The 24,400-nt window shown below is 73.3% G+C and carries 21 protein-coding genes and 1 pseudogene; 11 read left to right on the forward strand and 11 right to left on the reverse strand.

Going from position 1 to position 24,400, the window contains the following annotated elements; genetic code table 11:
• Positions 1-4 precede the first annotated feature (4 nt).
• Complete coding sequence (locus ACH4VX_RS05405; RefSeq protein ID WP_398366012.1) at positions 5-1,495, reverse strand: hypothetical protein; 1,491 nt, start codon at positions 1,493-1,495, stop codon at positions 5-7.
• Positions 1,496-1,730: 235 nt separating this feature from the next.
• Between ACH4VX_RS05405 and ACH4VX_RS05410 the strand changes: the two genes are divergently transcribed.
• Positions 1,731-2,843 (forward strand): aminoglycoside phosphotransferase family protein, encoded by a 1,113-nt coding sequence (locus tag ACH4VX_RS05410; RefSeq protein ID WP_398366013.1) that lies wholly within the window; start codon positions 1,731-1,733, stop codon positions 2,841-2,843.
• Between the two features lie 311 nt (positions 2,844-3,154).
• A complete protein-coding gene (locus ACH4VX_RS05415; protein WP_398366014.1) occupies positions 3,155-5,119 on the forward strand; it encodes an N-acetylmuramoyl-L-alanine amidase in 1,965 nt (654 codons plus the stop codon).
• Positions 5,120-5,178: 59 nt separating this feature from the next.
• On the opposite strand, the gene ACH4VX_RS05420 is transcribed toward ACH4VX_RS05415, so the two are convergent.
• The 4 genes and pseudogenes from ACH4VX_RS05420 to ACH4VX_RS05435 all read right to left on the reverse strand — a co-directional run bounded on the left by ACH4VX_RS05420 (position 5,179) and on the right by ACH4VX_RS05435 (position 6,980).
• The gene (locus tag ACH4VX_RS05420; RefSeq protein WP_398366015.1) at positions 5,179-5,676 is read right to left on the reverse strand and encodes a hypothetical protein; all 498 of its coding nucleotides are present in this window, start codon (positions 5,674-5,676) and stop codon (positions 5,179-5,181) included.
• A 57-nt stretch (positions 5,677-5,733) separates the two neighbouring features.
• Positions 5,734-6,336, reverse strand: a complete 603-nt coding sequence (locus ACH4VX_RS05425; RefSeq protein ID WP_398366299.1) for a CGNR zinc finger domain-containing protein — start codon at positions 6,334-6,336, stop codon at positions 5,734-5,736.
• 129 nt (positions 6,337-6,465) lie between these two features.
• Positions 6,466-6,597 (reverse strand): annotated as a pseudogene (locus tag ACH4VX_RS05430) (universal stress protein); the annotation flags it as partial.
• 140 nt (positions 6,598-6,737) lie between these two features.
• Positions 6,738-6,980, reverse strand: coding sequence for a DUF397 domain-containing protein (locus ACH4VX_RS05435; RefSeq protein WP_371241451.1), 243 nt, complete (start codon positions 6,978-6,980; stop codon positions 6,738-6,740).
• 229 nt (positions 6,981-7,209) lie between these two features.
• On the opposite strand from ACH4VX_RS05435, the gene ACH4VX_RS05440 reads away from it, so the two are divergent.
• Both ACH4VX_RS05440 and paaK read left to right on the forward strand, forming a co-directional pair.
• Positions 7,210-9,003, forward strand: a complete 1,794-nt coding sequence (locus ACH4VX_RS05440; protein WP_398366016.1) for a sulfatase — start codon at positions 7,210-7,212, stop codon at positions 9,001-9,003.
• 138 nt (positions 9,004-9,141) lie between these two features.
• Positions 9,142-10,443: a phenylacetate--CoA ligase PaaK gene (paaK, locus tag ACH4VX_RS05445; protein WP_398366017.1), complete on the forward strand. Its 1,302-nt coding sequence runs from the start codon at positions 9,142-9,144 to the stop codon at positions 10,441-10,443.
• A 12-nt stretch (positions 10,444-10,455) separates the two neighbouring features.
• On the opposite strand, the gene ACH4VX_RS05450 is transcribed toward paaK, so the two are convergent.
• From ACH4VX_RS05450 to ACH4VX_RS05465, 4 genes are all read right to left on the reverse strand, one after another.
• Positions 10,456-11,034: a TetR/AcrR family transcriptional regulator gene (locus ACH4VX_RS05450; RefSeq protein ID WP_398366300.1), complete on the reverse strand. Its 579-nt coding sequence runs from the start codon at positions 11,032-11,034 to the stop codon at positions 10,456-10,458.
• Positions 11,035-11,112: 78 nt separating this feature from the next.
• Positions 11,113-12,681 (reverse strand): phytoene desaturase family protein, encoded by a 1,569-nt coding sequence (locus ACH4VX_RS05455; RefSeq protein WP_398366018.1) that lies wholly within the window; start codon positions 12,679-12,681, stop codon positions 11,113-11,115.
• A gap of 51 nt (positions 12,682-12,732) precedes the next feature.
• The gene (locus ACH4VX_RS05460) at positions 12,733-15,006 is read right to left on the reverse strand and encodes a tetratricopeptide repeat protein (RefSeq protein ID WP_398366019.1); all 2,274 of its coding nucleotides are present in this window, start codon (positions 15,004-15,006) and stop codon (positions 12,733-12,735) included.
• Positions 15,007-15,126: 120 nt separating this feature from the next.
• Positions 15,127-15,498, reverse strand: a complete 372-nt coding sequence (locus ACH4VX_RS05465) for a ferredoxin (protein ID WP_398366020.1) — start codon at positions 15,496-15,498, stop codon at positions 15,127-15,129.
• A 108-nt stretch (positions 15,499-15,606) separates the two neighbouring features.
• Between ACH4VX_RS05465 and ACH4VX_RS05470 the strand changes: the two genes are divergently transcribed.
• From ACH4VX_RS05470 to ACH4VX_RS05500, 7 genes are all read left to right on the forward strand, one after another.
• Positions 15,607-15,984: a DUF6479 family protein gene (locus tag ACH4VX_RS05470; protein WP_398366301.1), complete on the forward strand. Its 378-nt coding sequence runs from the start codon at positions 15,607-15,609 to the stop codon at positions 15,982-15,984.
• A gap of 66 nt (positions 15,985-16,050) precedes the next feature.
• Entirely contained in the window at positions 16,051-16,401 is a 351-nt protein-coding gene (locus tag ACH4VX_RS05475) for a hypothetical protein (protein ID WP_398366021.1), read from the forward strand.
• Between the two features lie 218 nt (positions 16,402-16,619).
• Positions 16,620-17,126 carry a SigE family RNA polymerase sigma factor gene (locus ACH4VX_RS05480; RefSeq protein ID WP_398366022.1) on the forward strand — a complete coding sequence of 169 codons (507 nt, stop codon included), beginning with the start codon at positions 16,620-16,622 and terminating at the stop codon, positions 17,124-17,126.
• A gap of 11 nt (positions 17,127-17,137) precedes the next feature.
• Entirely contained in the window at positions 17,138-17,671 is a 534-nt protein-coding gene (locus ACH4VX_RS05485; protein ID WP_398366023.1) for a cellulase, read from the forward strand.
• 126 nt (positions 17,672-17,797) lie between these two features.
• Entirely contained in the window at positions 17,798-19,096 is a 1,299-nt protein-coding gene (locus tag ACH4VX_RS05490) for a glycosyltransferase (RefSeq protein WP_398366024.1), read from the forward strand.
• A complete protein-coding gene (locus ACH4VX_RS05495) occupies positions 19,093-20,361 on the forward strand; it encodes a hypothetical protein (protein WP_398366025.1) in 1,269 nt (422 codons plus the stop codon). The genes ACH4VX_RS05490 and ACH4VX_RS05495 overlap by 4 nt, the downstream gene beginning before the upstream one ends.
• Positions 20,362-20,376: 15 nt before the next feature.
• Positions 20,377-21,516, forward strand: coding sequence for a CapA family protein (locus tag ACH4VX_RS05500; RefSeq protein ID WP_398366026.1), 1,140 nt, complete (start codon positions 20,377-20,379; stop codon positions 21,514-21,516).
• A gap of 469 nt (positions 21,517-21,985) precedes the next feature.
• On the opposite strand, the gene ACH4VX_RS05505 is transcribed toward ACH4VX_RS05500, so the two are convergent.
• Together ACH4VX_RS05505 and ACH4VX_RS05510 are read right to left on the reverse strand one after the other, a co-directional pair.
• Positions 21,986-23,005: a hemolysin family protein gene (locus ACH4VX_RS05505; protein ID WP_398366027.1), complete on the reverse strand. Its 1,020-nt coding sequence runs from the start codon at positions 23,003-23,005 to the stop codon at positions 21,986-21,988.
• Complete coding sequence (locus ACH4VX_RS05510; protein WP_398366028.1) at positions 23,002-24,336, reverse strand: hemolysin family protein; 1,335 nt, start codon at positions 24,334-24,336, stop codon at positions 23,002-23,004. The genes ACH4VX_RS05505 and ACH4VX_RS05510 overlap by 4 nt, the downstream gene beginning before the upstream one ends.
• Positions 24,337-24,400 lie beyond the last annotated feature (64 nt).

Genomic DNA, 24,400 nt, shown 5'->3' on the forward strand with positions numbered 1-24,400 from the left:
GCCCTCACGCCCGGGCGCTGCCGCCCTTGCCCCGGGGCCTGGGCAGCACCAGTTCGATCTCCTCCCTGAGTTCCTGGATCCTCGGGTACGAGGCGTACTCGGCGGTGAGCCGGTACATCTGGCGCAGCCGGTCCCAGGTGCGGCGCGAGGAGTTCTGCCCCATCGACACCAGGGCCAGACGCGCGAACCGGTCCGCCTGTTCGGGATCGTCGGCGATGAAGCACGCGGAGGCCATGGACAGGAAGTCGAAGATCTTCGACCGCTGCTGTGCCTCGACCCGCAGCGCCAGCGCCTTGTCCGCGTAGTGCCGGGCGTGCGTGGCCGCGTCCGGCTCGAACTCCGCGAGCGTCCGGTACGCCAGGGCCTGCATGCCGTACAGGTCCGCCTCGTTGAACAACTGCATCCAGTTCGGCGGAGGCACGTCCCCCCTGTCGGAGACGAAGAGGTCCTCCGCCTGTCCCAGGGTGCGGCGCATCGCCTGGCCCTTGCCCATGGACGCCTGCGCCCAGGCCTCGATGGTGTGGAACATGGCGCGGGTGCGCGGCAGCACCTCCTCGCCCGAGCCGGACTGGGCGAGCTTCATCAGGTCCAGCGCCTCGTCGGGCCGGTCCAGGTGCACCATCTGGCGGGCCGCCCGGGACAGGGCCTCACCGGCGCGCGGCCGGTCACCGCCCTCCCGGGCCGCGTGGGCGGCGATCACGAAGTACTTCTGGGCCGTGGGTTCCATGCCGACGTCGTGCGACATCCAGCCGGCGAGGACGGCGAGGTTGGCGGCGACGCCCCACAGGCGCCGCTGGAGATGGGGTGGGTGGTGGTAGGCGAGCATGCCGCCCACCTCGTTGAGCTGTCCGACCACCGCCTTGCGCTGGAGACCGCCGCCCCGGGCGGCGTCCCAGGCGCGGAACACCTCCACGGAGCGCTCCAGTTCCTCGATCTCCTGCGAGCCGATCGGGGCGGCCTCGTACCGGTCGAACGAGGCGGAGTCGGCGCGCAGGGGGTCGTCGAGTCGGGGAGCGTCGGCGGTCAGGGCCGGATCGGTGTGCAGCCAGTCGTGCATGGCGCTGCTGAGTGCGGAGCCCGCGGTGAGCGCGGCACCCGCGCCCACCAAGCCGCGTCGGTTGAGCATGAGGTCCATTCCCGTGAATTCGGTGAGGACCTCGGCTGTCCGCTCGGGCGCCCACGGCACTCCGTCGGGATGTTCCGCACTCCCGGGGCGTGGCCGTTTCCCCGTACGCCCGTGCCGGACCAGACCGAGATCCTCGATGGTCACGACACGGCCGAGACGCTCGGTGAACAGAGCCGCCAGCACCCGCGGTACGGGATCGCGCGGGATCTCTCCCATGTCGATCCACCGCCGCACCCGGGAGGTGTCGGTCGCCAGCTGGGGGTGGCCCATGGCCGCCGCCTGCCGGTTGACCAGCCTCGCGAGTTCACCCTTGGACCAGCCGGCCAGGCCGAACAGGTCCGAGAGCCGGGTGTTGGGTTGTCCGCTCACGTCAAGCCCCCAGGTTCTCGGCTGAGTTGACAGTAGCCCGGTGCGGGTTGCCGGGCGACTATTCGCCAGGGTTCGCCAGGGTGCGCCAGATGGTGTGCCAGGGGGCATCGGGTGTCGAGTAGGAACGCGCCACCACGACCCCGTCGCCGCAGGGACATTCCCCCAGGGTGCGACCGGGCGGCAGGGCCGGGTGGTGCGTTGACGTCGCAGGCACACGAAGGGATCTGTATCACCCATGTACGCAGCATCGTCCTCCGTGTCCGCCCCGCCCCGGCCGCTGCGCCCCCGTCCGTCGGACAGCGGCCCCTACCTCGCCCCCGCGCGCCCGGCGAACCCCGTGCTCGGCGCGGGCAACGTACGGCGCACGGCGGGACCGGGCACCCAGCCGCTCAGCGGGAGGCTCGACCTGTCCGGCCCGCAGGGCGCCCAGCTGCGCACGGCGATCGCGTCGGTGCACCGCATCTGCCCGGAGTTCGCTCCGGTCCAGGTGCTGCGCCGCTCCGGCCGGTCCGTCCTGCTGGTCGGTACCACCGGCCGGAGCACCGCGGTCGCGAAATGCTTAGTGGACCACTCCCCCGCGTGGAGTGAGCGGATCCGTCACGAAATAGCGGCATACCGCTCGTTCGTCCGGCACCGCCCGCCTGTGCGGGCGCCCCGGCTGATCGCGGCGGATCCGGACAACGGCACGCTGGTGATCGAGCGGTTGCCCGGCAGGGTGGCGGCGCTCCAGCGGCACCCGGTGGAGGCACCGCCGCGGGCGGACATCAGGGCGGCGCTCGGCGCGATCTGCCGGCTGAACTCGTGGCGGCCGCCGGCCGGGACGTTCGACGCGCCGCTGGACTACGCGGCCCGTATCTCGCGCTACCACGAGCTGGGCCTGCTCACCGACCGGGACCTGGGCGACCTGCAGAAGCTGCTGCACGGCATCGCGCTGGCGGCCGGGCGGCAGGGCATGGGCCAGTTCTGCCACGGCGACGCCCTGCTGTCGAACATCCTGATCTCACCGACCGGTCCGGTGCTGGTGGACTGGGAGCACGCGGGCTGGTACCTGCCGGGCTACGACCTGGCGACGCTGTGGTCGGTGCTGGCGGACGCGCCGGTGGCGCGGCGTCAGATCAGCCAGATCGCCCAGTCGGCGGGGCCCGCCTCACGGGACGCCTTCCTGGTGAACCTGATGCTGGTGCTGACCCGGGAGATCCGTACCTACGAGACGGCCGTACAGCGCTCGATGCAGGACACGTCCCCCACGGTCCCGTCCGGCGAGGAACACCGCCTCCTCCTCCGCCGCCTCCACGACGACTGCCAACTGGCCCGCCAAGCCGTACGAGCAGCGGTGGGCACCCGCTGACCCGGCTGCGGGCAGTCGTGCCTCCCCCGGTGCCCGAACGGCCCGGGAGGTACCCCCAGGGCGGCACGGGTGGGCGCAGCGGCACCCCGCAAACGCCGGGCTGCGCAACACCCCCGCCCCGCACCATTGGCATACACCACTGACGCACCGCAGGCCCCGGCCTCACCGCCACGAAACTCCCGCACACCCCGATTGACAAGGTAATTCACGCCTCCCTGGGCATGATTGACGGATTATCGGCCGACCGGTACGACTGACGCACCGCTCGGCCCCATCCGGCGCCCCGTGCCCGATCGTCCCAGGAGGCTGCATTGCGAGAACCCGCCACCGAGCCCGGCCGCGCGGCCGGGCCGTCGAGACGCGCCACCCGTGGTGCCCTCTGCGCCCTCGCCGCAGCCGCGCTGACGCTGCCGCTCCTGGGCGCCGCACCCACCCCGGCCCCTCCGAGCAGCACCCGGCTGCAACACGCGTTCGCCACCGCCGCCGCCCGGTACGACGTACCGCAGAGCGTGCTGCTCGGCGTCTCCTACCTCCAGTCCCGCTGGGACGCCCACGGCGGCGCACCGAGCGTGACCGGCGGCTACGGGCCGATGCACCTCACGGACGCCCGCACCGCACTCGCCGCCTCCGACCACCACGCCTCCGGCGCGGAGGACCCGCGCGGTGACGAGGCCCGCCCGCCGAAGCATCCCGGGGCACGAGCGGTACGGACCGAAGAGCTTCCGGGCCGGCTCACCACGCTGCCGGAAGCCGCCCGCCTGACCGGCCTCAGCCCCGAACGCCTGCGCGAGGACCCGGCCACGAACGTGGCGGGCGGTGCCGCCCTGCTGGCCGAGGCCCAGCGCCGGCTGGGCGGGCCGAAGAGCGACGACCCCGCGGACTGGTACGCGGCGGTCGCCCTCTTCTCCGGCGCGGACGACACCGCGTCGGCGGCGGCGTACGCCCATGACGTGTACGAGGTGATCCGCGCCGGCGAGGCACGGGTCACGGACGCCGGACAGCGGGTCGCCCTGGACGCCCGCCCGGGTCTCGCACCCGACACCGCGGCGCTGGAGCGCGCCGGACTGCGCACCGCCTCCGCCGCCGGCACGGAGTGCCCGAAGACGGTGTCCTGCGAGTGGATCCCGGCGCCGTACGAGGAGTTCGGCGACGGCGACTACGGCAACCACGACCTGGGGAACCGGCCCGCCTCGCAGCGCATCCGGTACATCGTCGTCCATGACACGGAGGGCGCCTGGGAGGGCGTCCTCGACATGGTGCAGGACCCCACCTATGTGTCCTGGCAATACAGTCTGCGCTCCACGGACGGCCACATCGCCCAGCATGTGAAGGCGAAGGACGTGGCCTGGCACGCGGGCAACTGGTACGTCAACGCGGGGTCGATCGGTCTGGAGCACGAGGGATTCCTGGCGGATCCCGACGCCTGGTACACCGAGGCGATGTACCGGTCCTCGGCCCGGCTGGTGAAGTACCTCGCCAAGAAGTACGACATCCCGCTGGACCGGCAGCACGTCCTCGGCCACGACACGGTGCCGGGGACGACCACCGCCACCATCCCGGGCATGCACACCGACCCCGGACCGTACTGGGACTGGCGGCACTACTTCGAACTGCTGGGCAGGCCCTTGAAGGCCACGGCCGGCAAGCACGCGGGCGTCGTCACGATCCGGCCCGACTACGCCGCCAACCGGCCGGTCCTCACGGGCTGCGAGACCGCGGGCGAGCCGTGCGCCACACACGGGTCGAGCGCGGTGCGACTGTACTCCGACCACGACGAGAACTCCCCGCTGATCAGGGACATCGGTCTCGGCTCCGCCCCGACCACCGGGGTGAACGATCTCTCCTCCCGGGTCTCCACGGGCCAGCAGTACGCGGTCGCCGACCGCTGGGGCGACTGGACCGCCATCTGGTACCTCGGCCAGAAGGCCTGGTTCGAGAACCCGGAGAAGCACCCCACCGCGGTGCCCGCGAAGGGCAAGGTCGTCACCCCGAAGAAGGGCCTCGGTCCGGTGCCGGTGTACGGGAGGGCGTACCCGGAGAAGGCGGCCTACCCGGAGGGCGTGCCGGCCCAGGCGGTGTCGCCGCTGCCGTACACGGTGCTCGAGGGCCAGGAGTACGTGACCGGGGGCAAGGTACCCGGTGAGTACTACTACGCGGTGACCTTCGACGAGGCGTCCCACCGGGTGGTGCGGGGCAAGGACCTGTACTACGAGATCCAGTTCGGCCACCGGGTCGGCTTCGTCCGGGCGGCGGACGTGACGGTGAAGTCCTCGTAACGGCGCGGCGGACGTGACGAGAGGGCCGGGTTCCCCAGCACGGAATCCGGCCCCTTGTGTCAGCCCTGCTGGAACAGCTCCGCGGGGAGCGGCTTGAGGAGGGCGTACAGGTCGTCGGTGATGGGGCGGTCCCAGGCGGCGATGGTCACCAGGACGTTGTCGCTGCGGTCGAACTGCACGCAGGAGATCCGGCCCTCGGAGAGTTTCACGCGGCGCACGATCAGCAGGTTGTCGCCCTGCATCACCGGCACGTCCTCGGTGCCGACGACGGTGATCTCCTCGTCGTTCTCCAGCGCCAGCAGCAGCTGCCCGACCTCGAAGGGGATCTCGCCCTCCGGGATGTCCCGGGCCGGGGAACCCTCGGGCAGATTGCCGATGACCATCGCGGGGCCACGGCCGCCGAACAGGTCGTAACGCAGGAAGACGCCCTGGCAGCTTCCGTCGGGGGCGGGCAGCAGTCCGGCACCCAGATTGCCGGGCCAGTCGCCCGGGTCCATGGCCAGAACGTCGAAGTCGGGCCCGGCGGGCGTGGCACTGCGGCGGCGGAGGAACGACATGCCGCCATGGTACGTGCCCGGACCCGGGTACGGACGGTCGGGCGACACCCGCCCCGGCTACCCGGACCGCCGGTTCCGCTCGTGGTGGCGGGCCACCCGGGCGCGGTTGCCGCAGGAGGGCTTGCACCACTCCTGACGCGGGTGTTCCTTCAGGAAGTAGCGCACACAGCGGGGGGCGTGGCAGGCGCGCAGGCGCTCGCGGTCGGGGCTGGTGAGGAATGTGATCGCGGCCTGGGCGAGTACGGCGGTCAGGTCGTGCCCGCCGTCCGGGACGGGCCACCGGCGGATGACGGGCCCGGCCCCGTCGGCCCATCGCAGGACGGGGACGGTGGGGGTACGGGCGGCCGCCGCGTTCAGCCGGCGCAGGGCTTCGGGGACGGGCAGGAGGCGGGTCGCGTCCGCGGGGCTCGGTTCGTCCGGGCGGACGGCGTGCGCGAACAGGGTGCGGACGGCGGTGCGCAGGTCGCGGACGGCGGTGAGGTGCCGGGCGTCGGCGGCGAAGTGCTCCGCACCGGGGAACGTGTCCGGGTGCGCGCGCACCCAGCCGGTGAGTCCGGCGGGCTCGGTCAGGTCGTCGGTGACTCCGCCGTTGCCGTCGTGACGGATGGTGAGGACCAGGTCCAGGGCGAGCCGGGCGTCCGTGGTGATCGAGTCCCGCATGCCACTAATGATAGGGCCGCCCGCACCCATTAACCCCCAGCTGCGGGCAGTCGTGCCTCCCTCAGTGCCTGAACGGCCCGGGAGGTGCCTCCAGGTCGGCCCGGCCGCCGGCACCCCGGGCCGCGTCCAGGGGGCGTACCGGCCCACGTGCACGATCCGCAGCAGGGCCTCGCGCCGGCGTGCGGCGTCGAGGGCCCGCTCCAGGGCGCGCAGACCGTCGTCCGAACCGTCGACCGCCGCGACGACCGGCTGGATGTCCATGGTTCCCCGCCTCCGGGACACGGCCTTCGGCCTTCGCCCCCGGCCGGCCTGACTCAGGTGCGGGCCGGGCCGGGGCGGCGCTTCGGATCGCGTATCCGGAAGAACGCGCGGAACACCCCCCCCCGCGGCGGCGACGCCGCTCACGTCAGGTCGAACTCCCCCTCCCGCGCTCCCGACACGAACGCGCCCCACTCGGCGGGGGTGAAGATCAGGGAAGGGCTCTCCGGGCTGCCACTGTTGCGCATGGCGATGAAGCCCTCCACGAAGGCGATCTGGACATCGCCCAGGCCTCGGCTGCTGGACTGCCACTGCGCGTTGCTGAGGTCCAGGTCCGGCTTGTCCCAGCCCCTGAGCGGGCGCTGCTGGGTGGTGCTCTCGGCCACGTCCGTGCTCCTCCCGATTACCGTCGTCCGCGGGCCAGCCTAGCGATCGGCCCCCGCCCCCGACAGGCCGCGAAGAGTACCTTTCCGCGAGGACGCCGGGGCGGGCGGAGCAAACCGGGCCGGCGCGCTTTGAACCCACGGCGGCGTGCCGACGTACTGGTGTGGGCGGGCCCGCTCACCGGGCCCTGTTCGCCATGCCATCGCAGGACCGCACGGAAGGACCCTCCGGGTGTCGCTCTTCATTCGCCCCCGCCGGCTGCCGGACACCACCGAGGGCGGAGCGGACCGGGGCGGCGACCCGGCCGCGCCCGAGGAGAGTGCCGGGAGCGCACCGCCGGTCGTCACGCCACCGGGCTGGTTCGGCTGGCGGCACCGGTGGCCTCGTACGGCGCGCGGTGTCACCGTCGGAACGACCGTTCTCGCCGGGGCGCTGGTGCTCTTCGCGCTTCTCGTGCCGAACCGGGTGGAACGCGTCAACGTCAACGCGTTCGTCCGGCTGCCCGTCGAGGGCATCCTGCTCGTCACGCTGCTGCTCGCGCTGCCGGCGAGGCGGCGGCGGATCGCGGCGGGGGTCTCGGGCGTCCTGCTCGGCCTGCTGACCGTCCTGAAGTTCGTGGACATGGGCTTCTACCAGGTGCTGGCCCGGCCCTTCGACCTGGTGCTCGACTGGATCCTGCTGGACGACGCGACGGACTTCGTCCGGGAGTCGTTCGGCCGGGGCGGACAGGTGCTCGCCGTGGCCGGGGTACTGGTGCTGTTCGTGGCCCTGCTGGTGCTGATGACGCTGGCGACGGTGCGGCTGACCGGTCTGATGACCCGTCACCGTCCCGTCGCCGTCCGGACGACGCTGGTCCTGGGTGTCGCGTGGGTCACCTGTGTCACGCTGGGCGTGCAGATCACCGGTGTGCCGGTCGCCACCAAGGGCACCGCGGAGATGCTGGGCAACCGGGTGGAGGCGGTGCGGGCGGGACTGCGCGACGCGCGGGTCTTCGAGGAGGAGGCCGCCGTCGACGCCTTCGCGAGGACGCCGCCCGAGCAGTTGCTCACCGGGCTGCGCGGCAAGGACGTCCTGTTCACCTTCATCGAGAGCTACGGCCGGGTCGCGATCGACGACCCGGCGATGGCGGGCCCGATGGACGCGGCGCTGAAGGACGGCACCCGGAGGCTGGCGGACGCCGGCTTCGCCTCCCGCAGCGGCTGGCTGGAGTCCCCGGTGACCGGCGCCGGCAGCTGGCTCGCGCACTCCACCTTCCTGTCCGGGCTGTGGATCAAGAACCAGCAGCGCTACCGCAGCCTGACCACCAGTGACCGCACGACCCTGACCAAGTACTTCCGCGAGACCGGCGACTGGCGGACCGTCGGCATCGTTCCCGGGGTGCGGCGGGCCTGGCCGGAGGGCCGGTTCTTCGGCCTGGACCACATCTACGACTCCGAGCACCTCGGCTACCACGGCCCGTACTTCAGCTGGACCCCCGTGCCCGACCAGTTCAGCCTGGAGGCCTTCGAGCGCCTGGAGCACGGCAGGAAGGACCGCGAGCCGATCATGGCGGAGATCATCCTCGCCTCCAGCCACAACCCCTGGTCCCCCATCGCGCACATGATCGACTGGGACGACCTCGGCGACGGCTCGGTGTTCCACGGGGTCAAGAAGGAGGGCACGAACCCGACGGAGGTCTGGAAGGACCCGGAGAAGGTGCGCACCGAGTACCGGCGGGCCGTCGAGTACTCGCTGAGCAGCCTCACCGAGTGGGTCGAACGGTACGGCGACGAGAACACGGTCCTGGTCTTCCTCGGCGACCACCAGCCGGTGCCCACCGTCACCGCCGGGAGCACCAGCAGGGACGTGCCGGTCACGATCGTCGCCAAGGACCCGAAGGTGCTGGACCGGGTGGCCGGCTGGAACTGGACCGACGGCCTCAAGCCCGCGCCCGACGCGCCGCGCTGGGGCATGGACGAGTTCCGCGACCGCTTCATGACGGCGTACGGACCACAGGGCGGAGGCTCCGCCACGCCGGCCCCGTGAGGCACGCCGACGCGGGGAAAGTACAGGCCGTGCTCTTGCCCCGCAAGGCGTGGCCTGACTTACTGGTCCGGGTGGATCGACCGAATGATCGGTCGCCCGGATTGACGTGGTTGCTCGACCGGTGAGGAGAACGTCCTGATGACGGAGGCGGCGGAGCTGCTGGACCCGGCGGAACGGCTCGACCTCGAGGGCCTGCGGGCGCTCCAGCTGGAGCGGCTGCGGAGCTCGTTGCGGCACGCGTACGAGCGGGTGCCGTTCTACCGGGAGTCCTTCGACCGGGCGGGCGTCCACCCGGACGACTGCCGTTCGCTGTCCGATCTGGCCCGTTTCCCGTTCACCACCAAGGCGGACCTGCGGGAGAACTACCCGTACGGCATGTTCGCGGTGGACCGCGACCGGATCCGTCGTCTGCACGCCTCCAGTGGCACCACCGGACGCCCCACGGTCGTCGGCTACACGGAGGGTGACCTTTCCATGTGGGCCGACATGGTGGCCCGCTCCATCCGCGCGGCGGGCGGGCGGCCCGGGGACACCGCACATGTGGCCTACGGCTATGGTCTGTTCACCGGTGGCCTGGGCGCCCACTACGGCGCCGAGCGGCTCGGCTGTACGGTGATCCCCGCGTCCGGCGGGATGACGTCCCGCCAGGTGACGCTGATCCAGGACCTCGAGCCCGAGATCATCATGGTGACCCCGTCCTACATGCTCACCCTGCTCGACGAGTTCGAGCGGCAGGGTGTCGACCCGCGCTCCACCTCGCTGCGGGTGGGAATCTTCGGCGCGGAGCCGTGGACGGAGCGGATGCGGCAGGAGATCGAGGAGCGGTTCGCGATCGACGCGGTCGACATATACGGGCTGTCGGAGGTGATCGGACCGGGCGTCGCGCAGGAGTGCGTGGAGACCAAGGACGGTCTTCACATCTGGGAGGACCACTTCTTCCCGGAGGTCGTCGACCCCTTCACCGGCGAGGTCCTTCCGGAGGGCGAGCGGGGTGAACTGGTCTTCACCTCGCTCACCAAGGAGGCGATGCCGGTCGTCCGGTACCGGACACGGGACCTGACCCGTCTGCTGCCGGGCACCGCCCGGGTGTTCCGGCGGATGGAGAAGGTCACGGGCCGCAGCGACGACATGGTGATCCTGCGCGGGGTGAACCTCTTCCCCACGCAGATCGAGGAGATCGTGCTGCGCACACCGGGCGTGGCGCCGCACTTCCAGCTCCGCCTCACCACCGAGGGCCGTATGGACTCCCTCACCGTCCGCGCGGAGGCCCGTCCCGGCGCGGACGCCACGACGCGGGACGCGGCCGCCCGGTCGATCGTGGCGGCCGTGAAGGACGGCATCGGGGTTTCGGCGGGCGTGGAGATCGTCGACCCGGAGACGCTGGAGCGCTCGGTGGGCAAGATCCGGCGGATCGTGGACCTGCGCGAGAACCGGGGCTGAGAACCGTCCGGACTACTCGGCGGCCACGATCCGCTCGACCGCGGCCGTCACCAGCCGTTCGCGCTCGTCCGGGGTGAAGACGTCCGGCAGGGTGAGCTGTTCGACGATCAGCCAGTTCAGCGCCAGGTACAGCAGCTTGACGGCCATGGCGTCGCCGGGGAGACCCGTCCCCTCGTGGTAGCGGACGTTGGCCTCGATGTCGGCGTGGACCCGCTCGGTGAGCACCTCGCGGAGTTCGGGGCGGCGGGTGGCCTCCAGCCGGAGTTCGAGCAGGGCGAGGTATCCGGTGCGGAAGGCGGCGACACGGCCGACCACTTCCCGCATCAGCCCGGCGTAGACCTCCCGGTCGCGCCCGGCGGCCCGCTGCCGGGCGATGATCTCCTCGTCGGGCTGGAGCCGCTCGTAGACCCGGGCGCCGGCCTGGGTGAGCAGGTCCTCGCGCGAGGCGAAGTAGTTCGACGCGGTGCCGACGGGTACGGCGGCCTCGGTGTCCACCGCCCGGAACGTCAGCCCCCGGGCGCCCTCGCGGGCCAGCACCTCGATCGCGGCGTCCACCAGGGCGGCCCGCCGCTGCTCGTTCCGTCTGACCACTGTCATCACTCCGCTCGCAGCACACCCCACCACACCACTTCAGTCAGAGTACTACGCCTGGAGTCATCCGGTGGCGCGTCACGCCTCCCCGGTCTCCAGCACCGCCATCGCCGCGTTGTGTCCCGGCACGCCGCTCACCCCGCCGCCACGGACGGCGCCGGCGCCGCACAGGAGGACATTGGCGTGCCGGGTCTCCACGCCCCAGCGGCCGGTGCCGTCCTGGGCGTGGAGCCAGGACAGATCGCGGTGGAAGATGTTGCCGCCGGGCAGTCCGAGGTCGCGTTCCAGGTCCAGCGGGGACCGGGCCTCCAGGCACGGGCGGCCGTCGGCGTCGGTGGCCAGGCAGTCCGCGAGGGGTTCGGCCAGATGGGCGTCGAGCTGGGCGAGCGTCGACTTCAGGAGTTCCTCGCGTACGGCGTCGTTGTCCCGCTCGAACAGCCGCGCGGGGGTGTGCAGTCCGAACAGGGTGAGGGTCTGGTAGCCCTGGGCGGCCAGGTCCGGGCCGAGGATCGTGGGGTCGGTGAGCGAGTGGCAGTAGATCTCGGAGGGCGGGACGTCGGGCAGCTCACCGGCGGCGGCCCGGGCGTGCGCGGCGGCCAGTTGGCCGTACCCCTCGGCGATGTGGAAGGTGCCGGCGAACGCCTCGCGCGGGTCGACGGAGCTGTCGCGCAGCCTGGGCAGCCGCTTGAGCAGCATGTTCACCTTGAGCTGGGCGCCCTCGGCGGGCGGCGGGGGCGTGTCGCCGGTGAGGGCCGCCAGTTCCCGCGGGGAGGCGTTCACCAGGACGTGCCGCGCGGCGGCGACGCCCTCGCCGTCGGCGGTGCGGTGGGTGACCTCGGCCGTGCGGCCGTCGGTGTCGATGCGCACCGCCCGGTGGCCGGTGGCGATGACCGCGCCGGCGGCGCGGGCGGCGTCGGCCAGGGCGTCGGTGAGGGCGCCCATGCCGCCGACGGGGACGTCCCAGGCGCCGGTGCCGCCGCCGATGACGTGGTAGAGGAAGCAGCGGTTCTGCTTCAGCGTGGGGTCGTGGGCGTCGGCGAAGGTGCCGATGAGGGCGTCGGTGAGGACGACGCCGCGCACCAGGTCGTCGGCGAAGCGCTCCTCGACGGCGATGCCGAGGGGTTCTTCGAACAGGGTCCGCCAGGCCTCCTCGTCGCCGACCGTGCGGCGCAGTGCGTCGCGGGTGGGCAGCGGTTCGGTGAGGGTCGGGAAGACGCTGCGGGCGACGCGGCCGGTCATGTCGTAGAAGCGCCGCCAGGCCCGGTACTCGCCGTCGGAGCCGGTGAGCCGGGCGAACGCCTCACGGGTACGCCGCTCGCCGCCGCCGACGAGCAGCCCGGTGGGCCGTCCGTCGCGTTCGACGGGGGTGTACGAGGAGATGGTGCGGGTGATCGGCCGGAAGTCGAGCCCAAGGTCCCGGACGATCTTCCGGGGCAGCAGGCTGACCAGGTACGAGTACCGGGACAGGCGTGCGTCGACGCCGGTGAACGGGCGGGTGGACACCGCCGCCCCGCCGGTGTGGTCCAGCCGCTCCAGCACCAGCACGGAGCGCCCGGCCCGGGCCAGGTAGGCGGCGGCGACGAGGCCGTTGTGGCCTCCGCCGACGATGACGGCGTCGTACGTCCGGGTTCCCTCGGGTGCGGTCATGGTTCTTGGTAACACGCGCCGATCCGCACCGGCCAGACGCGGGCCGGGGTCTCACGCCCCGCCGGCCGCCCCCTGCTGCCGCAGTGCCGCCACCCGGCGGTACAGCCCGGCCGCCTCCGCGCCGCGGCCCAGCCGCTCCAGGCAGTGGGCCTCGTCGTTGCGGGCGGCGAGGGTGTCGGCGTGATCCGCGCCGAGGACGCGCTCACGGGCCTCGGCGACCCGCCGGTACTCGGTCAGCGCGTCCGCCCAGCGGCCCAGCCAGCCCAGCCCGACGGCCACCTCGCGGCGGCTGACCAGGGTGTCCGGGTGGTCGGCGCCGAGGACCCGCTCGCGCAGCGCGCACACCTCACGGGACTCGGCGAGGGCGTCCACCCAGCGGCCGAGCCGGCCGAGGTTGACGCCGATGCCGTGCCGGGCGCGCAGGGTCTCGGGGTGGGTGGGTCCCTGGACGCGGGTGCGGTCCTGGACCAGGGCGCGGTAGAGGTCGAGGGCCTGGGCACTGCGGCCGAGCCGGCCCAGGCTGATCCCGGTCTCGTAGCGGGCGGCGAGGGTGTCGGCGTGGTCCGGGCCGAGGGCCCTGGCGCGGGCCTCGGCGACCTTGCGGTAGGTCTCCAGGGCCTCGGTCCAGCGGCCCAGCTGACCGAGGGTGTAGGCGACGTCGTACCGGGTGACGAGGGTGTCGGGGTGCTCGGGTCCGAGCACGCGGGCGCGGGTGGCGGCCACCTCGCACGCCATGCCGTACGAGTCCTCCAGGCGGCCGAGCCGGCTGAGGTTGAAGGCGAGGTTGTGGCGGCAGCGCAGGGTGTCGGGGTGATCGGGCCCCGTGGTCCGCTCCCGGGCGGCGAGCACCGACAGGTAGACCTGGTGGGCGTCGAAGGGGCGGCCCAGCTGGGCGAGGACGTACGCCATCTCCTGGCGGGCGGCGAGGGTGTCGGGGTGGTCGGCGCCGAGCGCGCGGATGCGGGTCTCGGCGACCTGCTTGTAGGCGCGCAGCGCGTCGGCCGCGCGGCCGGTGCGGCTGAGGGTGAACGCGACCTCGTAGCGGCTGGCGAGGGTGTCGGGGTGGTCGGTGCCGAGGAGGTGCTCGCGCTCGGCGGCGACCGCGCGGTGCACCTCCCCCGCCTCCGTCCAGCGGCCGAGGCGTCCCAGGCTCAGGCCCGCGTTGTGCCGTCCGGCCAGGGCGGTCAGCGCCTCCGCCGACGGGGCGGGCGGCTCGTCCGGTGCGGGCTGCGCGCGGGAGCCGGTGGCGGGGCGGGCGATCCACTCGCCGGACAGGCCGGCCGCCGGGTCGGAGGGTGTGGTGCGCGGTCCGGCGCCGGCCGCCTTGTGTCCGGTGGTCATGCCACGGGTCCAGGACGGCAGCCGGACCGCGCGCCCCACCGGCTCGGGCTCCTCGAAGCGGTGCGGAAGGACCGCGCCTCCGGTCGCGCCGGACGGGCCCGCGAGACCCGCGCCGACTGCCACCGCGGCCGGCGCGGCCCGCAGCGCGCCGACCCGGCGGGCCAGTTCACGGGCGCTGTCCGGCCGCCCGTCGGGCTCCTTGGCCAGCAGGTCCAGGATGATGCGCTCCAGCCGCTCGGGCAGTTCGGCGCGGTGGCCGCGCGGCGGGCGGGGCGGGGTGTCGCGGTGGCCGACGAGGATCGCCCAGGCGTCGTCGAGGTCGAACGGCGGTACGCCGGTGGCGATCTCGTAGAGCACGCAGCCGAAGGAGTACAGGTCGCTGCGCCGGTCCACCTCCGAGCCGCTGATCTGCTCCGGTGACATGTAGTGCGGGGTGCCCATGGCGACGCCGGTGCCGGTCAGCCGGGACGTGAAGCCGATGTCGTGGCCGAGGCGGGCGATGCCGAAGTCGCAGATCTTCACCGTGCCGTCGTCCAGCCGCACGATGTTGGCGGGCTTGAGGTCCCGGTGCACGACGCCCTGGTCGTGGGTGTAGGCGAGGGCCGCGGCGACCTGCTCGGCGACCTCCACCACCTCGTCGACCGGCAACGGATGCTGCTTGTTGTCCTCCAGGAGCCGGCTGAGGTCACGGCCCTGGAGCAACTCCATCACCAGATAGAGCACGCCCTCGGACTCCCCGAAGTCGTGTACGACGGTGATTCCCCGGTGCTGCAGCGCCGCGGCCACCCGGGCCTCCCGGCGGAAGCGCTCGCGCAGCACCCGGCCGAACGACCGGTCCTGCTGCGGGCCGACCGGTTTGAGGCACTTCACGGCGACCTGCCGCCCCAGTGACTCGTCCCGTGCCCGCCACACCTCCCCCATGCCGCCGCGTCCGATCCGGTCGATCAACCGGTACCGGCCATGGATCAGCCTGCTGTCCCCCATCTCCTTCGCCCGCCCCCGTCGCAGTCCGCCGCGCCCTCCCCTGGCTCGTCCAGTATGGCGACAACTCGCCCGAGTTTGTACGGTGCCGCGACGCCCGGTCCGCATCCGCTCACCGGCGGGTCAGTTCAGGGTGGCGAGGAACTCCGTGCAGGCCCGTGCGCAGACGCGGCACGCCTCGGCCGTCTGTTCCGCCCCGGAGTAACCGTCGAACACCTGCGCGCTCTCCAGGCACACCTGGCGGCACCACTCCACCTGGACGCGGATGGTCGCCTCGTCCACCTGGTTCTGCTCGGACAGCACCCGGCAGGTCGCGTCGCATACCTCCGCGCACATGATGCCCTTGCGTCGTACGAGTTCCTGGTTCTCGGTACCGTCCGGGTCCACGAGGCTCGCCCGCGTCGCGCAGGCCCGCGCGCATTCGGTGCATGCCTGGGCGCACGCGAAACGGTCCTCCAGGAACCGGAACAGCTCTTCCTGGGATGTCGTCGTCACACCGCGCGGGTAGCCGCCGGTCCGGCGGTCAAACCCGGCGCCCGCAAGGGTTCCGCACGGCCAGGTGAGCAGGTTGGCGCCCGGGACCGGGGGTACCCGCGAGCCATGATGAACACCGCGTGGATGGAAACGGCCGACCTCGCCGCGGGCCGCGGCGCCCTCGGTGCGGGGCTCGTGGTGGCGGGGGTGGTGGTCGTGGCGCTGCTGATCGGCATGTTCGCGTTCGGCAGCCGCCGGGTCAGGGACAGCAGGGTGCGCCGGCCCCGCCCGGAGGAGCAGCCCCGGATGCCCGAGGGCGGCCCCGTCCGTGAGGCACGGGAGCAGCGCGAGGCCGACGAGGTGCCCAGGAGCGACGAGCGCCTGCTGCCGCACGAGCTGAAGGGCCACGGCAACGCCGGCAGCCGCACCAGCGCGTCGCAGGAGCGGCCCCGCTGGGACGGGGGCAGCAGCGGGGCGTTCGGCAGCGGCGGACCGGGCAGCCACTGACCGTTCCGCTCCCCCGGCGGCCCGCCGCCGGCAACGTCGTACACAGGGAAGAGGGAAGTGAGAACCATGGCAGATCCCACCCGTGGCACCCTGCCGTTGCCCGATTACGACCACCTGCCCATCGGCGGCCTGGAGAGCCGGATCCGCTCGCTGTCCGCGGGCGAGGTCGGGGAACTGCTGGCCTACGAGCGGTCGCACGCCGACCGGGTCCCGGCGACCCAGCTGTTGACGGCCCGGCTGGAGCAGCTGAACGCGGGCGCCGAGCCGACGTCCGGCGACCCGGGCGCGCTCCGTCCCGAGCAGGGCGCCGGACGGGCCGGGTCCCCGGTCTCGCCCGCCACCTCGCCGCAGCCGTCCAGCCCGCCGCCGCACGGCACCCCGGACCAGCGGGGCAAGCCGAAGGGCGACCGTACGTAGGCAGGACCGGCCACCGCCCCGGGGGCGGGTCGTACGTCCGTCGACCGCTGTGACGCGGTCATGGGCGTACGGCCCGCCCTTTCGCGTGTGCGAGGTGGGCGGTCCGGGGCGAGGCGCTTTCGAAGTGAGGTGTATCACAGCACTTGGGTGCATCGTTTCGCCGGGCCATGAGTCTTTGTCTCAGGTGTAAGGGGTTGTTCGGACACGGGGCGGTGGGGATGGAGCGGTTTCGGGTGGACGGCTTCGACGAGTTCGTGGCTGCCCGCTGGTCGGCGCTGCTCCATGTCGCGCGTCTGCTCACCGGCGGCGACCGGCAGCGGGCCGAGGACCTCGTCCAGGAGGCTCTGGTGAAGCTGTGGTTCGTCTGGCCGAGGGTCGCCGAGCAGGCCCCGGAGGCGTATGTGCGCCAGGTGCTGGTGCGGATGGCGGCCCGTTCGGCCCGGCGGCGCTGGTGGGGGGAGCGCCCGGTGGGCGAGCTGCCCGACCGGGCCGGGCCGGGCGACGTGTCGTCGGCCGTCGTGGAGCGCTCGCGGCTGGAGGCCGCGCTGGCGCTGCTGCCGCCCCGGCAGCGGGCCGCGGTGGTGCTGCGCTACTGCGAGGACCTGCCCGAGGGCCAGGTGGCGCAGGCCCTCGGCTGCCCGGTGGGCACCGCGCGCTCCCACGCGTCGCGCGGGGTGGCGCGGCTGCGGCAGATCCTGTCCGACACCGTCAGGCCCGTGGGATGAGGGGAGAAGCCATGGACGACTTCGAGCGTGAGCTGACGCGCCTGATGCGCGACACCCGGCAGCCGGCTTCCTTCCGGTCCGAGCACCAGGAGCGTCTGTACGAGGGCATCCGGGTCCGCCGCCGGACCCGGATGCTGTGGCGGGCCGGCGGCTCGGCCCTCGCGGTGGCCGGGCTGAGCGTCGGGCTGGCCCTGCTGCCCGGCGCCGACTCCCGGTCCCTGCCCGCCGACCGCGGGCCGCTGCCGGTGACCGGTCCCACGCCGCCCCCGGTGTCCCCGGTGCCGGCGACGTCCCCCCCGAGCACGGATCCGAGCGTGTCGCGGCCCCTGACGAACACGTCCGGGACCACGAGCGCCGGCACCACGTCACCCGGGTACGGCGGCACTCCGACCTCTCTCCCGCCGCCCGCCTCGACGGACGCGACCGGGCGGGACTCGACGGCACCACCACCGGCCACCACCGCGCCGGCGACCGCCCCGCCGCCCACACCACCGGCGCGGTCGCCCTCCCCTTCGGTCGACGAGGAGCCGCCCGGCAGCGGTTAGAGCGCATCGCCGTCCCGCCCGGGGCGATCCCGCCCCCGGGCCGTGTCCCCGACCATCACTCGGGCGCATCCGGCATGGCCGTACCAGGCCCCATGCCGTACGCCGGAAAGAGACCGTGAATCCGTCATGAGAACCGCGAGACGGTCGGCACCGACCGACCGCCGCTCAGCCGCCGCGTCCGCGGCGCAGGTGGCGCTGCCGCGCCGGGCGCCGCTGTCGGCGCACCATCCGGAACCCGTCCTCGACGTGGTCGTACCCGTGCACAACGAGGAGAACGACCTCGAGCCCTGTGTCCGGCGGCTCCACGCGCACCTCGCGGAGACCTTCCCCTACACCTTCCGGATCACCGTCGCCGACAACGCCAGCACGGACCGCACCCCGGCGATCGCCGCGCGGCTGGCCCGGGAACTGCCGGGGGCGGAGTGGATACGGCTGGCCGAGAAGGGCCGCGGCCGCGCCCTGCACACCGCCTGGTCCCGGTCGTCCGCGCCGGTGCTCGCCTATCTGGACGTGGACCTGTCCACCGACCTCGCGGCCCTGCTGCCACTGGTGGCCCCGCTGATCTCCGGGCACTCGGACATCGCGATCGGCACCCGTCTGGCCCGCGGCTCCCGGGTGGTGCGCGGACCGAAGCGGGAGATCATCTCCCGCTGCTACAACGGGCTGCTGCGCGGCACCCTCGCCGTGCGGTTCTCCGACGCCCAGTGCGGTTTCAAGGCGGTACGGCGGGACGTCGCCGAGCGGTTGCTGCCGCTGGTCGAGGACCGGGAGTGGTTCTTCGACACCGAGCTGCTGGTGATAGCCGAACGCGCCGGGCTGCGCATCCACGAGGTGCCGGTGGACTGGGTGGACGACCCCGACAGTCGGGTCGACATCCTGTCCACGGCGCTGGCGGACCTTCGCGGCATGGCCCGGCTGGGGCGTGCGCTGGCCGGCGGCCGGCTGCCGCTGGCCGCGCTGCGCCGCCCCGAGGAACTCGACGGAGCGGCCGGCCTGCCGCCCGCGCTGGTCCCGCAGCTGATCCGCTTCGCCGCGGTCGGAGTGGCCAGCACCCTGTTCTACCTGCTGCTGTACAGCCTGCTCCGGCCCGCCGCGGGCGCCCAGGCGGCCAACGCGCTCGCCCTGCTGGCCAGCGCCGTCGCCAACACCGCCGCGAACCGGCGGCTCACCTTCGGGGTGCGTGGCCGGACCGGGGTGCTGCGCCATCAGCTCAAGGGGCTGGCGGCGTTCCTGGTCGGCCTCGCCCTCACCAGCGGTTCGCTGGCCGTGCTGCACCGCACGGCCCCCGGGGCCGGGCCCCGGGTGGAGCTGCTGACGCTGATCGTCGCCAACCTCGCCGCGACCCTGCTGCGCTTCCTTCTCCTGCGGGCCTGGGTGTTCCCCGGCCGGCGCCCCCGCCGTACGACAGGATCCTCCGACTCATGACCACCGCCCCGACGAGCCAGGCCGGTCCGGTCCCCGCACCCCGGCCCGGCGGCGCCCCGCCGGCCGCCCCGGACCCGCGCGAGCGGCTGCGCCGCGCCGCCGCGCACTACGGGCCCGTCCTCGCGATGTACGGCGTGCTGAAGCTGGTGGGCTTCGCCGTCTTCATGTTCCTGCTGGACTCGGCCGGCGACTTCCGCGAGAAGAATCCGCGCTTCGGCGGCGGCGCCCACACCTGGGACGTCCTGGGCAGCTGGGACGGCTGGTGGTACCAGCAGATCGCCATGCACGGCTACGACCCGGCGCTGGAGCCGATACCCGGCGCCACCGGGCTGATCACCCTCAAGGGCAACTCGGCGGCGTTCTTCCCGCTGTACCCGGCGCTGATGCGGATGGTCTCGGAGGTCACCGGGCTCGGCCCGTACGGCGCCGGCATGACCGTGTCGGTCGTCTTCTCCTTCGTCGCGGCGCTCGGCATCCACGCCGTCACGGCCCGGCTCGGCGGGCGCAGGGCCGGTCTGGTCGCCGTGGGGCTGTGGGCCGTGTGGCCCGGTTCCGGCGCGGAGTGGGCGGTGTACTCCGAGTCCGTGTACACGGCGCTGGCCGCCTGGACCTGCTACGCCGTGATGACCCGTCACTGGCTCACCGCCGGGGTGCTGACCTTCACCGCCGGGCTCGCCCGGCCCACCGCCGTCACCCTGGTCGCCGCACTCGCCGTCGCCGGGCTGCTCGCGGTGCGGCGCCGCGAGGAGGGCATCGGCCGCCCGCTGATCGCGGTGGCGATCGCCCCGCTGGGTGTGGCCGGCTACCTGGGCTGGGTCGGCTACCGGATGGGCGACCTGGGCGGCTACAACAAGCTCCAGGACGGCGCCTGGGCCCACAAGTTCGACTGGGGCCGGCACAGTCTCGACGTGCTGACCTCCGTACCCGTCGGGCACTTCGACTATCGGTTCGCGATGCCCGTGGAGGACCTGATCGGGGTCGGGGTGGTGCTGCTGGTGCCGGTGCTGACGGTGCTGCTGATGCGGCTGCGCCCGCCCGCCGTCCTCGTCGTGTACACGGTGCTGTCGTACCTGATGGTGATGGCCACCCAGCAGTACTTCGGCAACGTCTCCCGCTATCTGCTCCCCCTGTTCCCGCTGTTCGTCCCGCTCGCCCTGGCCATGCGCCGGCTGCGGTGGCCCTCGCTGGCCACGGTGCTGGGCACGGCCGCCCTGGCCTCCGGCTCGTACGCGGGATACGTACTGTTCGAACTGGGCGTGCCGTAGTCCTACGGTGGAGGCATGGGCGCCGGGACGGTGACGCTGTTCCTGTGTGGGGACGTGATGCTCGGGCGTGGAGTCGACCAGGTCCTCCCGCACCCGGGCGATCCCGCGCTGCGGGAGGACCGCGTCCGGGACGCCCGCGGCTATGTGGAGCTGGCGGAGGCCGTGAGCGGTCCGGTTCCCCGCCCGGTCCCGTTCTCGTGGCCGTGGGGCCGGGCGCTGGAGGTGATCGAGGAGGCCGCCCCGGACGTGCGGATCGTCAACCTGGAGACCTCCGTCACGCGGAGCGACGCGTTCGCGCCCGGGAAGGCCGTCCACTACCGGATGAGCCCGGCCAATGTGCCCGCCGTGGCGGTGGCGCGGCCCGACGTGTGCGTCCTGGCCAACAACCACGTGCTCGACTTCGGCCGCCCGGGGCTGCGGGAGACACTGGACGTGCTCCACGGCGCGGGTCTGAGGACGGCGGGCGCGGGACGGGACGCCGACGAGGCGTACGCGCCGGCGGTGGTCCCCGTCGACGGCGGCCGGGTGCTGGTGTTCGCCCTGGGGACGATGTCGAGCGGCATCCCGCCGAGCTGGACGGCGACGGCGGAGCAGTCCGGGGTGGCGTACCTCGCGGAGCCCTCGGCCACCACGGCGGAGGCGGTCGTCCGGCGGGTGCGCCAGGCGAAGCGTCCCGGTGACCTCGCGGTGGTGTCCGTGCACTGGGGCTCGAACTGGGGCCACCATGTCCCGCGGAGCCATGTCGGTTTCGCCCACACACTGGTCGACGGGGGTGTCGATGTCGTCCACGGCCACTCCTCGCACCACCCCCGCCCGGTCGAGGTGTACCGCAGCCGGCTGATCCTGTACGGCTGCGGCGACTTCGTCGACGACTACGAGGGCATCGCCGGCTACGAGGAGTACCGCGACGACCTGCGGCTCGCCTGTCTGCTGTCGGTCTCCCCGGACGGCGGGCGGCCGTCCGGGCTGCGCATGGTGCCGCTGCGGGCGCGGCGGATGCGGCTGGAACCCGCCGCGGACGAGGAGCGGGCCTGGCTGCGCGAGACGCTCGAAAGGATCAGCGACGTGGGCATCGCCCTGGACTCCGACGGCACCCTCGCGCTCGCGTCGTGGACCGGTGGGCGTCCGCAGGAGAACCCTGTCGCACCGCCTTGACACATGACGGCCCGTCACCCGGCCGCAGCCGGCCACCGGGAGCCTCGATGTGGAAGCGCAGGAAGCACGCACGGCGTTCCGAGACCCTCCCGCTGGAGCTGTGCGACCTCTGCGCGAGGACCTTCCCGGCCGGTGAGGCGGTGAGCGGACGCGTGGCGGATGCGTGGCGGACTCCTCCTCCGCCCACCCCACCGACGGCCGGTGCGACGGCCTGCGGCGGGTGACCGCCTGCGGCGAGGCGCACCTCGACGTGATCCGTGAGGCGTACCGGCGTCGCCCCTTCGTGCAGGAGGAGCTCTGGGCGGCCGGGATCACCCGCGTGCCGGCGTCCGGCCCGCCGGTGCTCACCATGGAGCAGCGGCGGGCCGGACCGGACTGCACGAGCCGGACATCCGGCGGGCCGTCGCCCGTCGTGCCGGGCGACGGCCCGCCGGATGGACGGGTGACCGGGGCCCGGCCCGTGGCGGGTCTATGCCGCCTGTGGCTGCAGGAAGCGGGCCAGCAGGTCGTCCAGGCTCACCATGCCGGTGAGCCGCCCGGAGCCGTCGCGGACCACGGCCAGCGAGGCCCGGCGGCGGCGCAGCAGGTCGATCGCGTCGGCCACCGTGGCGTCGTCCGCCAGCTCGGGCACCGGGCGGGCCAGGGCGCGGGCGCCGGCCGCCCGTCCCCGGGCGCGGGCCACCACGGCGTCACGGGCGTGCACCGAGCCGAGGACCGTGCCGTGCTCGCGGACCAGGAGCCGGGTGCGGTCGCGCTCCGCGGCGACGCGCAGGATCTCGTCGACATCGGCGCTGCCGTCCACCGAGACGATCTCGGACGCCGGCACCTGCAGCTCCCGCACCGGGGTCTGCGGTTCGGTCAGCGAACGCGTCAGCAGCTCCGAGTCCGTCTCACTGATCAGGCCGAGCCGCTCGGACTCCGCCACCAGACGGGTGAGCTGCTCCCGGTTGTGGACGGAGGCCAGCTCGTCGCGCGGGGTGACCCGGCACAGCCGTACAAGTGCGTTGCTCATCGCGTCGAGCAGCCGGATCAGCGGCCGTACGGCCTTCACCACGGCCCGGAAGGGCGGCGAGAGCAGCATCGCGGACCGCTCGGGATGGGCGATGGCCCACGACTTGGGGGCCATCTCCCCGACCACCATGTGCAGGAACACCACCACGATCATGGCGACGGCGAAGGCGACGCCGTAGCTGACCGCATCGGGCAGGCCCAGCTTGTGCAGCAGCGGGTCGAGTTCGTGGGAGATCGCGGGCTTGGACACCGATCCCAGGCCCAGTGTGCACACGGTGATGCCCAGCTGGGCCCCGGCCAGCATCAGGGACAGCTCACGCATACCGGCGAGGGCGGCCCCGGCGCCCGGCCGGCCCTCGGCCGCGGCCTTCTCCAGGCGGTGCCGCTTGGCGGCGACCAGCGCGAACTCGGCGGCCACGAAGAATCCGCTGCCGATCAGCAGCAGCACGGTGACGAAGAGCGCCATCGGGAAACTCATGCCTGCTCCTCCGTCTCGCGGTCCTGCCGCTGGATCCGCACGCGGTCGGGTACGTGCCGGTCGAGGGTGTGTACGTCGATCACGGCGGTGCCGTCGGGCAGCCCGACCGCGAGCCGGTCCCCGATGGCGGGGAAACGGCCGAGCCGGTCGACGATCAGGCCGGCCACGGTGTCGTAGTCCTCCTCCTCGGGCAGTTCGACGCCGGTGGCCTCGGCCACCTCGTCCAGCCGGCGGCCCGCGTCCACCAGCCAGCCGTCACCGTCCGCGACGGCGACCGCGGTGACGGTGTCGGTCTCGTCCGCGATGTCGCCGACGAGTTCCTCGGCGATGTCCTCGTAGGTGACGATGCCGGCCACACCGCCGTGCTCGTCCAGGACGACCGCGAACTCGTCGGCCCGCTCCCGCATCTGGGTCACGGCGTCGGGCAGCGGGAGGGTGTCCGGCAGGAGCAGGGGGCGCCGGGCGAGAGCGCCGGCCGTGGTGGCGGTGAGGCGGTCCGCGGGCAGGAGCATCAGCTCGGCCACGCCGAGGACGCCGCCGACGTCGTCGGGGTGGTCGCCGAGCACCGGGTAGTTGGAGTGGCCGTACTCGGCGATGAGGTCGACCGCTTCGGCGGCGGTGGCGTCCTTGCGGACGAAGACGGCGTCCACGCGGGGCACCATCACCTCGTCCAGCGTACGGTCGGAGAACTCCAGGGCGTGGTCGAGCAGCGCGGCGGTGTTCCGTGGCAGCGCGCCCTGCTCGTGGGACTCGCCGATGAGGTGGCCGAGCTCCTCCAGGGTGGCGCCGTGGTGCAGCTCCTCCACCGGTTCGATGCCGACCCGGTGCAGCAGCCTGTTCGCCGCCCCGTCGAAGACCCGCACGAGGGGGCCGACGACCTTCAGATAGGCCAGCGTGGAACCGGCCAGCGCCTTAGCCAGCCGCTCCGGTACGGCGATGGCCAGGTTCTTCGGGGCCAGCTCGCCCAGCACCATCTGTACGACCGTGGCCAGCGCGAAGGCCAGCACGACGGAGACGCCGCTCGCGGCCGCGCCGGGGATGCCCATGCCGGACAGCACGGGCCGGAGCAGGGCGGACACCGAGGGCTCGGCGATGAAACCGACGGCCAGTCCGGTCACGGTGATGCCGAGCTGGGCGCCCGACAGCATGAAGGACAGCCGCTCCAGCACCGTCAGGGCGCGGGCGGCCTTGCGGTCCCCGGACTCGGCCTCTCGTGCCAGGGCGAGGCGGTCGGCGGAGACGTAGGCGAATTCCTGGGCGACGAAGTATCCGGTGCCGGCGGTCAGGACGAAGACGGCCAGCAGGCCCGGGAGGGCGTTCGCGGCACTCATCGGCGTGCTGATCGCGAGGGGGCGTCCCGCCGTGTGCCGTGCCCGGGAAATGCGTGGCGGGATG

The sequence above is a fragment of the Streptomyces sp. NPDC020731 genome (assembly GCF_044334705.1).
GTDB lineage: Bacteria > Actinomycetota > Actinomycetes > Streptomycetales > Streptomycetaceae > Streptomyces.

Bases quoted from the DNA above. Each gene is read 5' to 3' on its own strand.
- ACH4VX_RS05410 (WP_398366013.1), top strand. From the start codon at position 1,731: ATGTACGCAGCATCGTCCTCCGTGTCCGCCCCGCCCCGGCCGCTGCGC.
- ACH4VX_RS05420 (WP_398366015.1), bottom strand. From the start codon at position 5,676: ATGTCGTTCCTCCGCCGCCGCAGTGCCACGCCCGCCGGGCCCGACTTC.
- ACH4VX_RS05425 (WP_398366299.1), bottom strand. From the start codon at position 6,336: ATGCGGGACTCGATCACCACGGACGCCCGGCTCGCCCTGGACCTGGTC.
- paaK (WP_398366017.1), top strand. From the start codon at position 9,142: ATGACGGAGGCGGCGGAGCTGCTGGACCCGGCGGAACGGCTCGACCTC.
- ACH4VX_RS05455 (WP_398366018.1), bottom strand. From the start codon at position 12,681: ATGACCGCACCCGAGGGAACCCGGACGTACGACGCCGTCATCGTCGGC.
- ACH4VX_RS05460 (WP_398366019.1), bottom strand. From the start codon at position 15,006: ATGGGGGACAGCAGGCTGATCCATGGCCGGTACCGGTTGATCGACCGG.
- ACH4VX_RS05470 (WP_398366301.1), top strand. From the start codon at position 15,607: ATGAACACCGCGTGGATGGAAACGGCCGACCTCGCCGCGGGCCGCGGC.
- ACH4VX_RS05475 (WP_398366021.1), top strand. From the start codon at position 16,051: ATGGCAGATCCCACCCGTGGCACCCTGCCGTTGCCCGATTACGACCAC.
- ACH4VX_RS05480 (WP_398366022.1), top strand. From the start codon at position 16,620: ATGGAGCGGTTTCGGGTGGACGGCTTCGACGAGTTCGTGGCTGCCCGC.
- ACH4VX_RS05485 (WP_398366023.1), top strand. From the start codon at position 17,138: ATGGACGACTTCGAGCGTGAGCTGACGCGCCTGATGCGCGACACCCGG.
- ACH4VX_RS05490 (WP_398366024.1), top strand. From the start codon at position 17,798: ATGAGAACCGCGAGACGGTCGGCACCGACCGACCGCCGCTCAGCCGCC.
- ACH4VX_RS05495 (WP_398366025.1), top strand. From the start codon at position 19,093: ATGACCACCGCCCCGACGAGCCAGGCCGGTCCGGTCCCCGCACCCCGG.
- ACH4VX_RS05500 (WP_398366026.1), top strand. From the start codon at position 20,377: ATGGGCGCCGGGACGGTGACGCTGTTCCTGTGTGGGGACGTGATGCTC.
- ACH4VX_RS05505 (WP_398366027.1), bottom strand. From the start codon at position 23,005: ATGAGTTTCCCGATGGCGCTCTTCGTCACCGTGCTGCTGCTGATCGGC.
- ACH4VX_RS05510 (WP_398366028.1), bottom strand. From the start codon at position 24,336: ATGAGTGCCGCGAACGCCCTCCCGGGCCTGCTGGCCGTCTTCGTCCTG.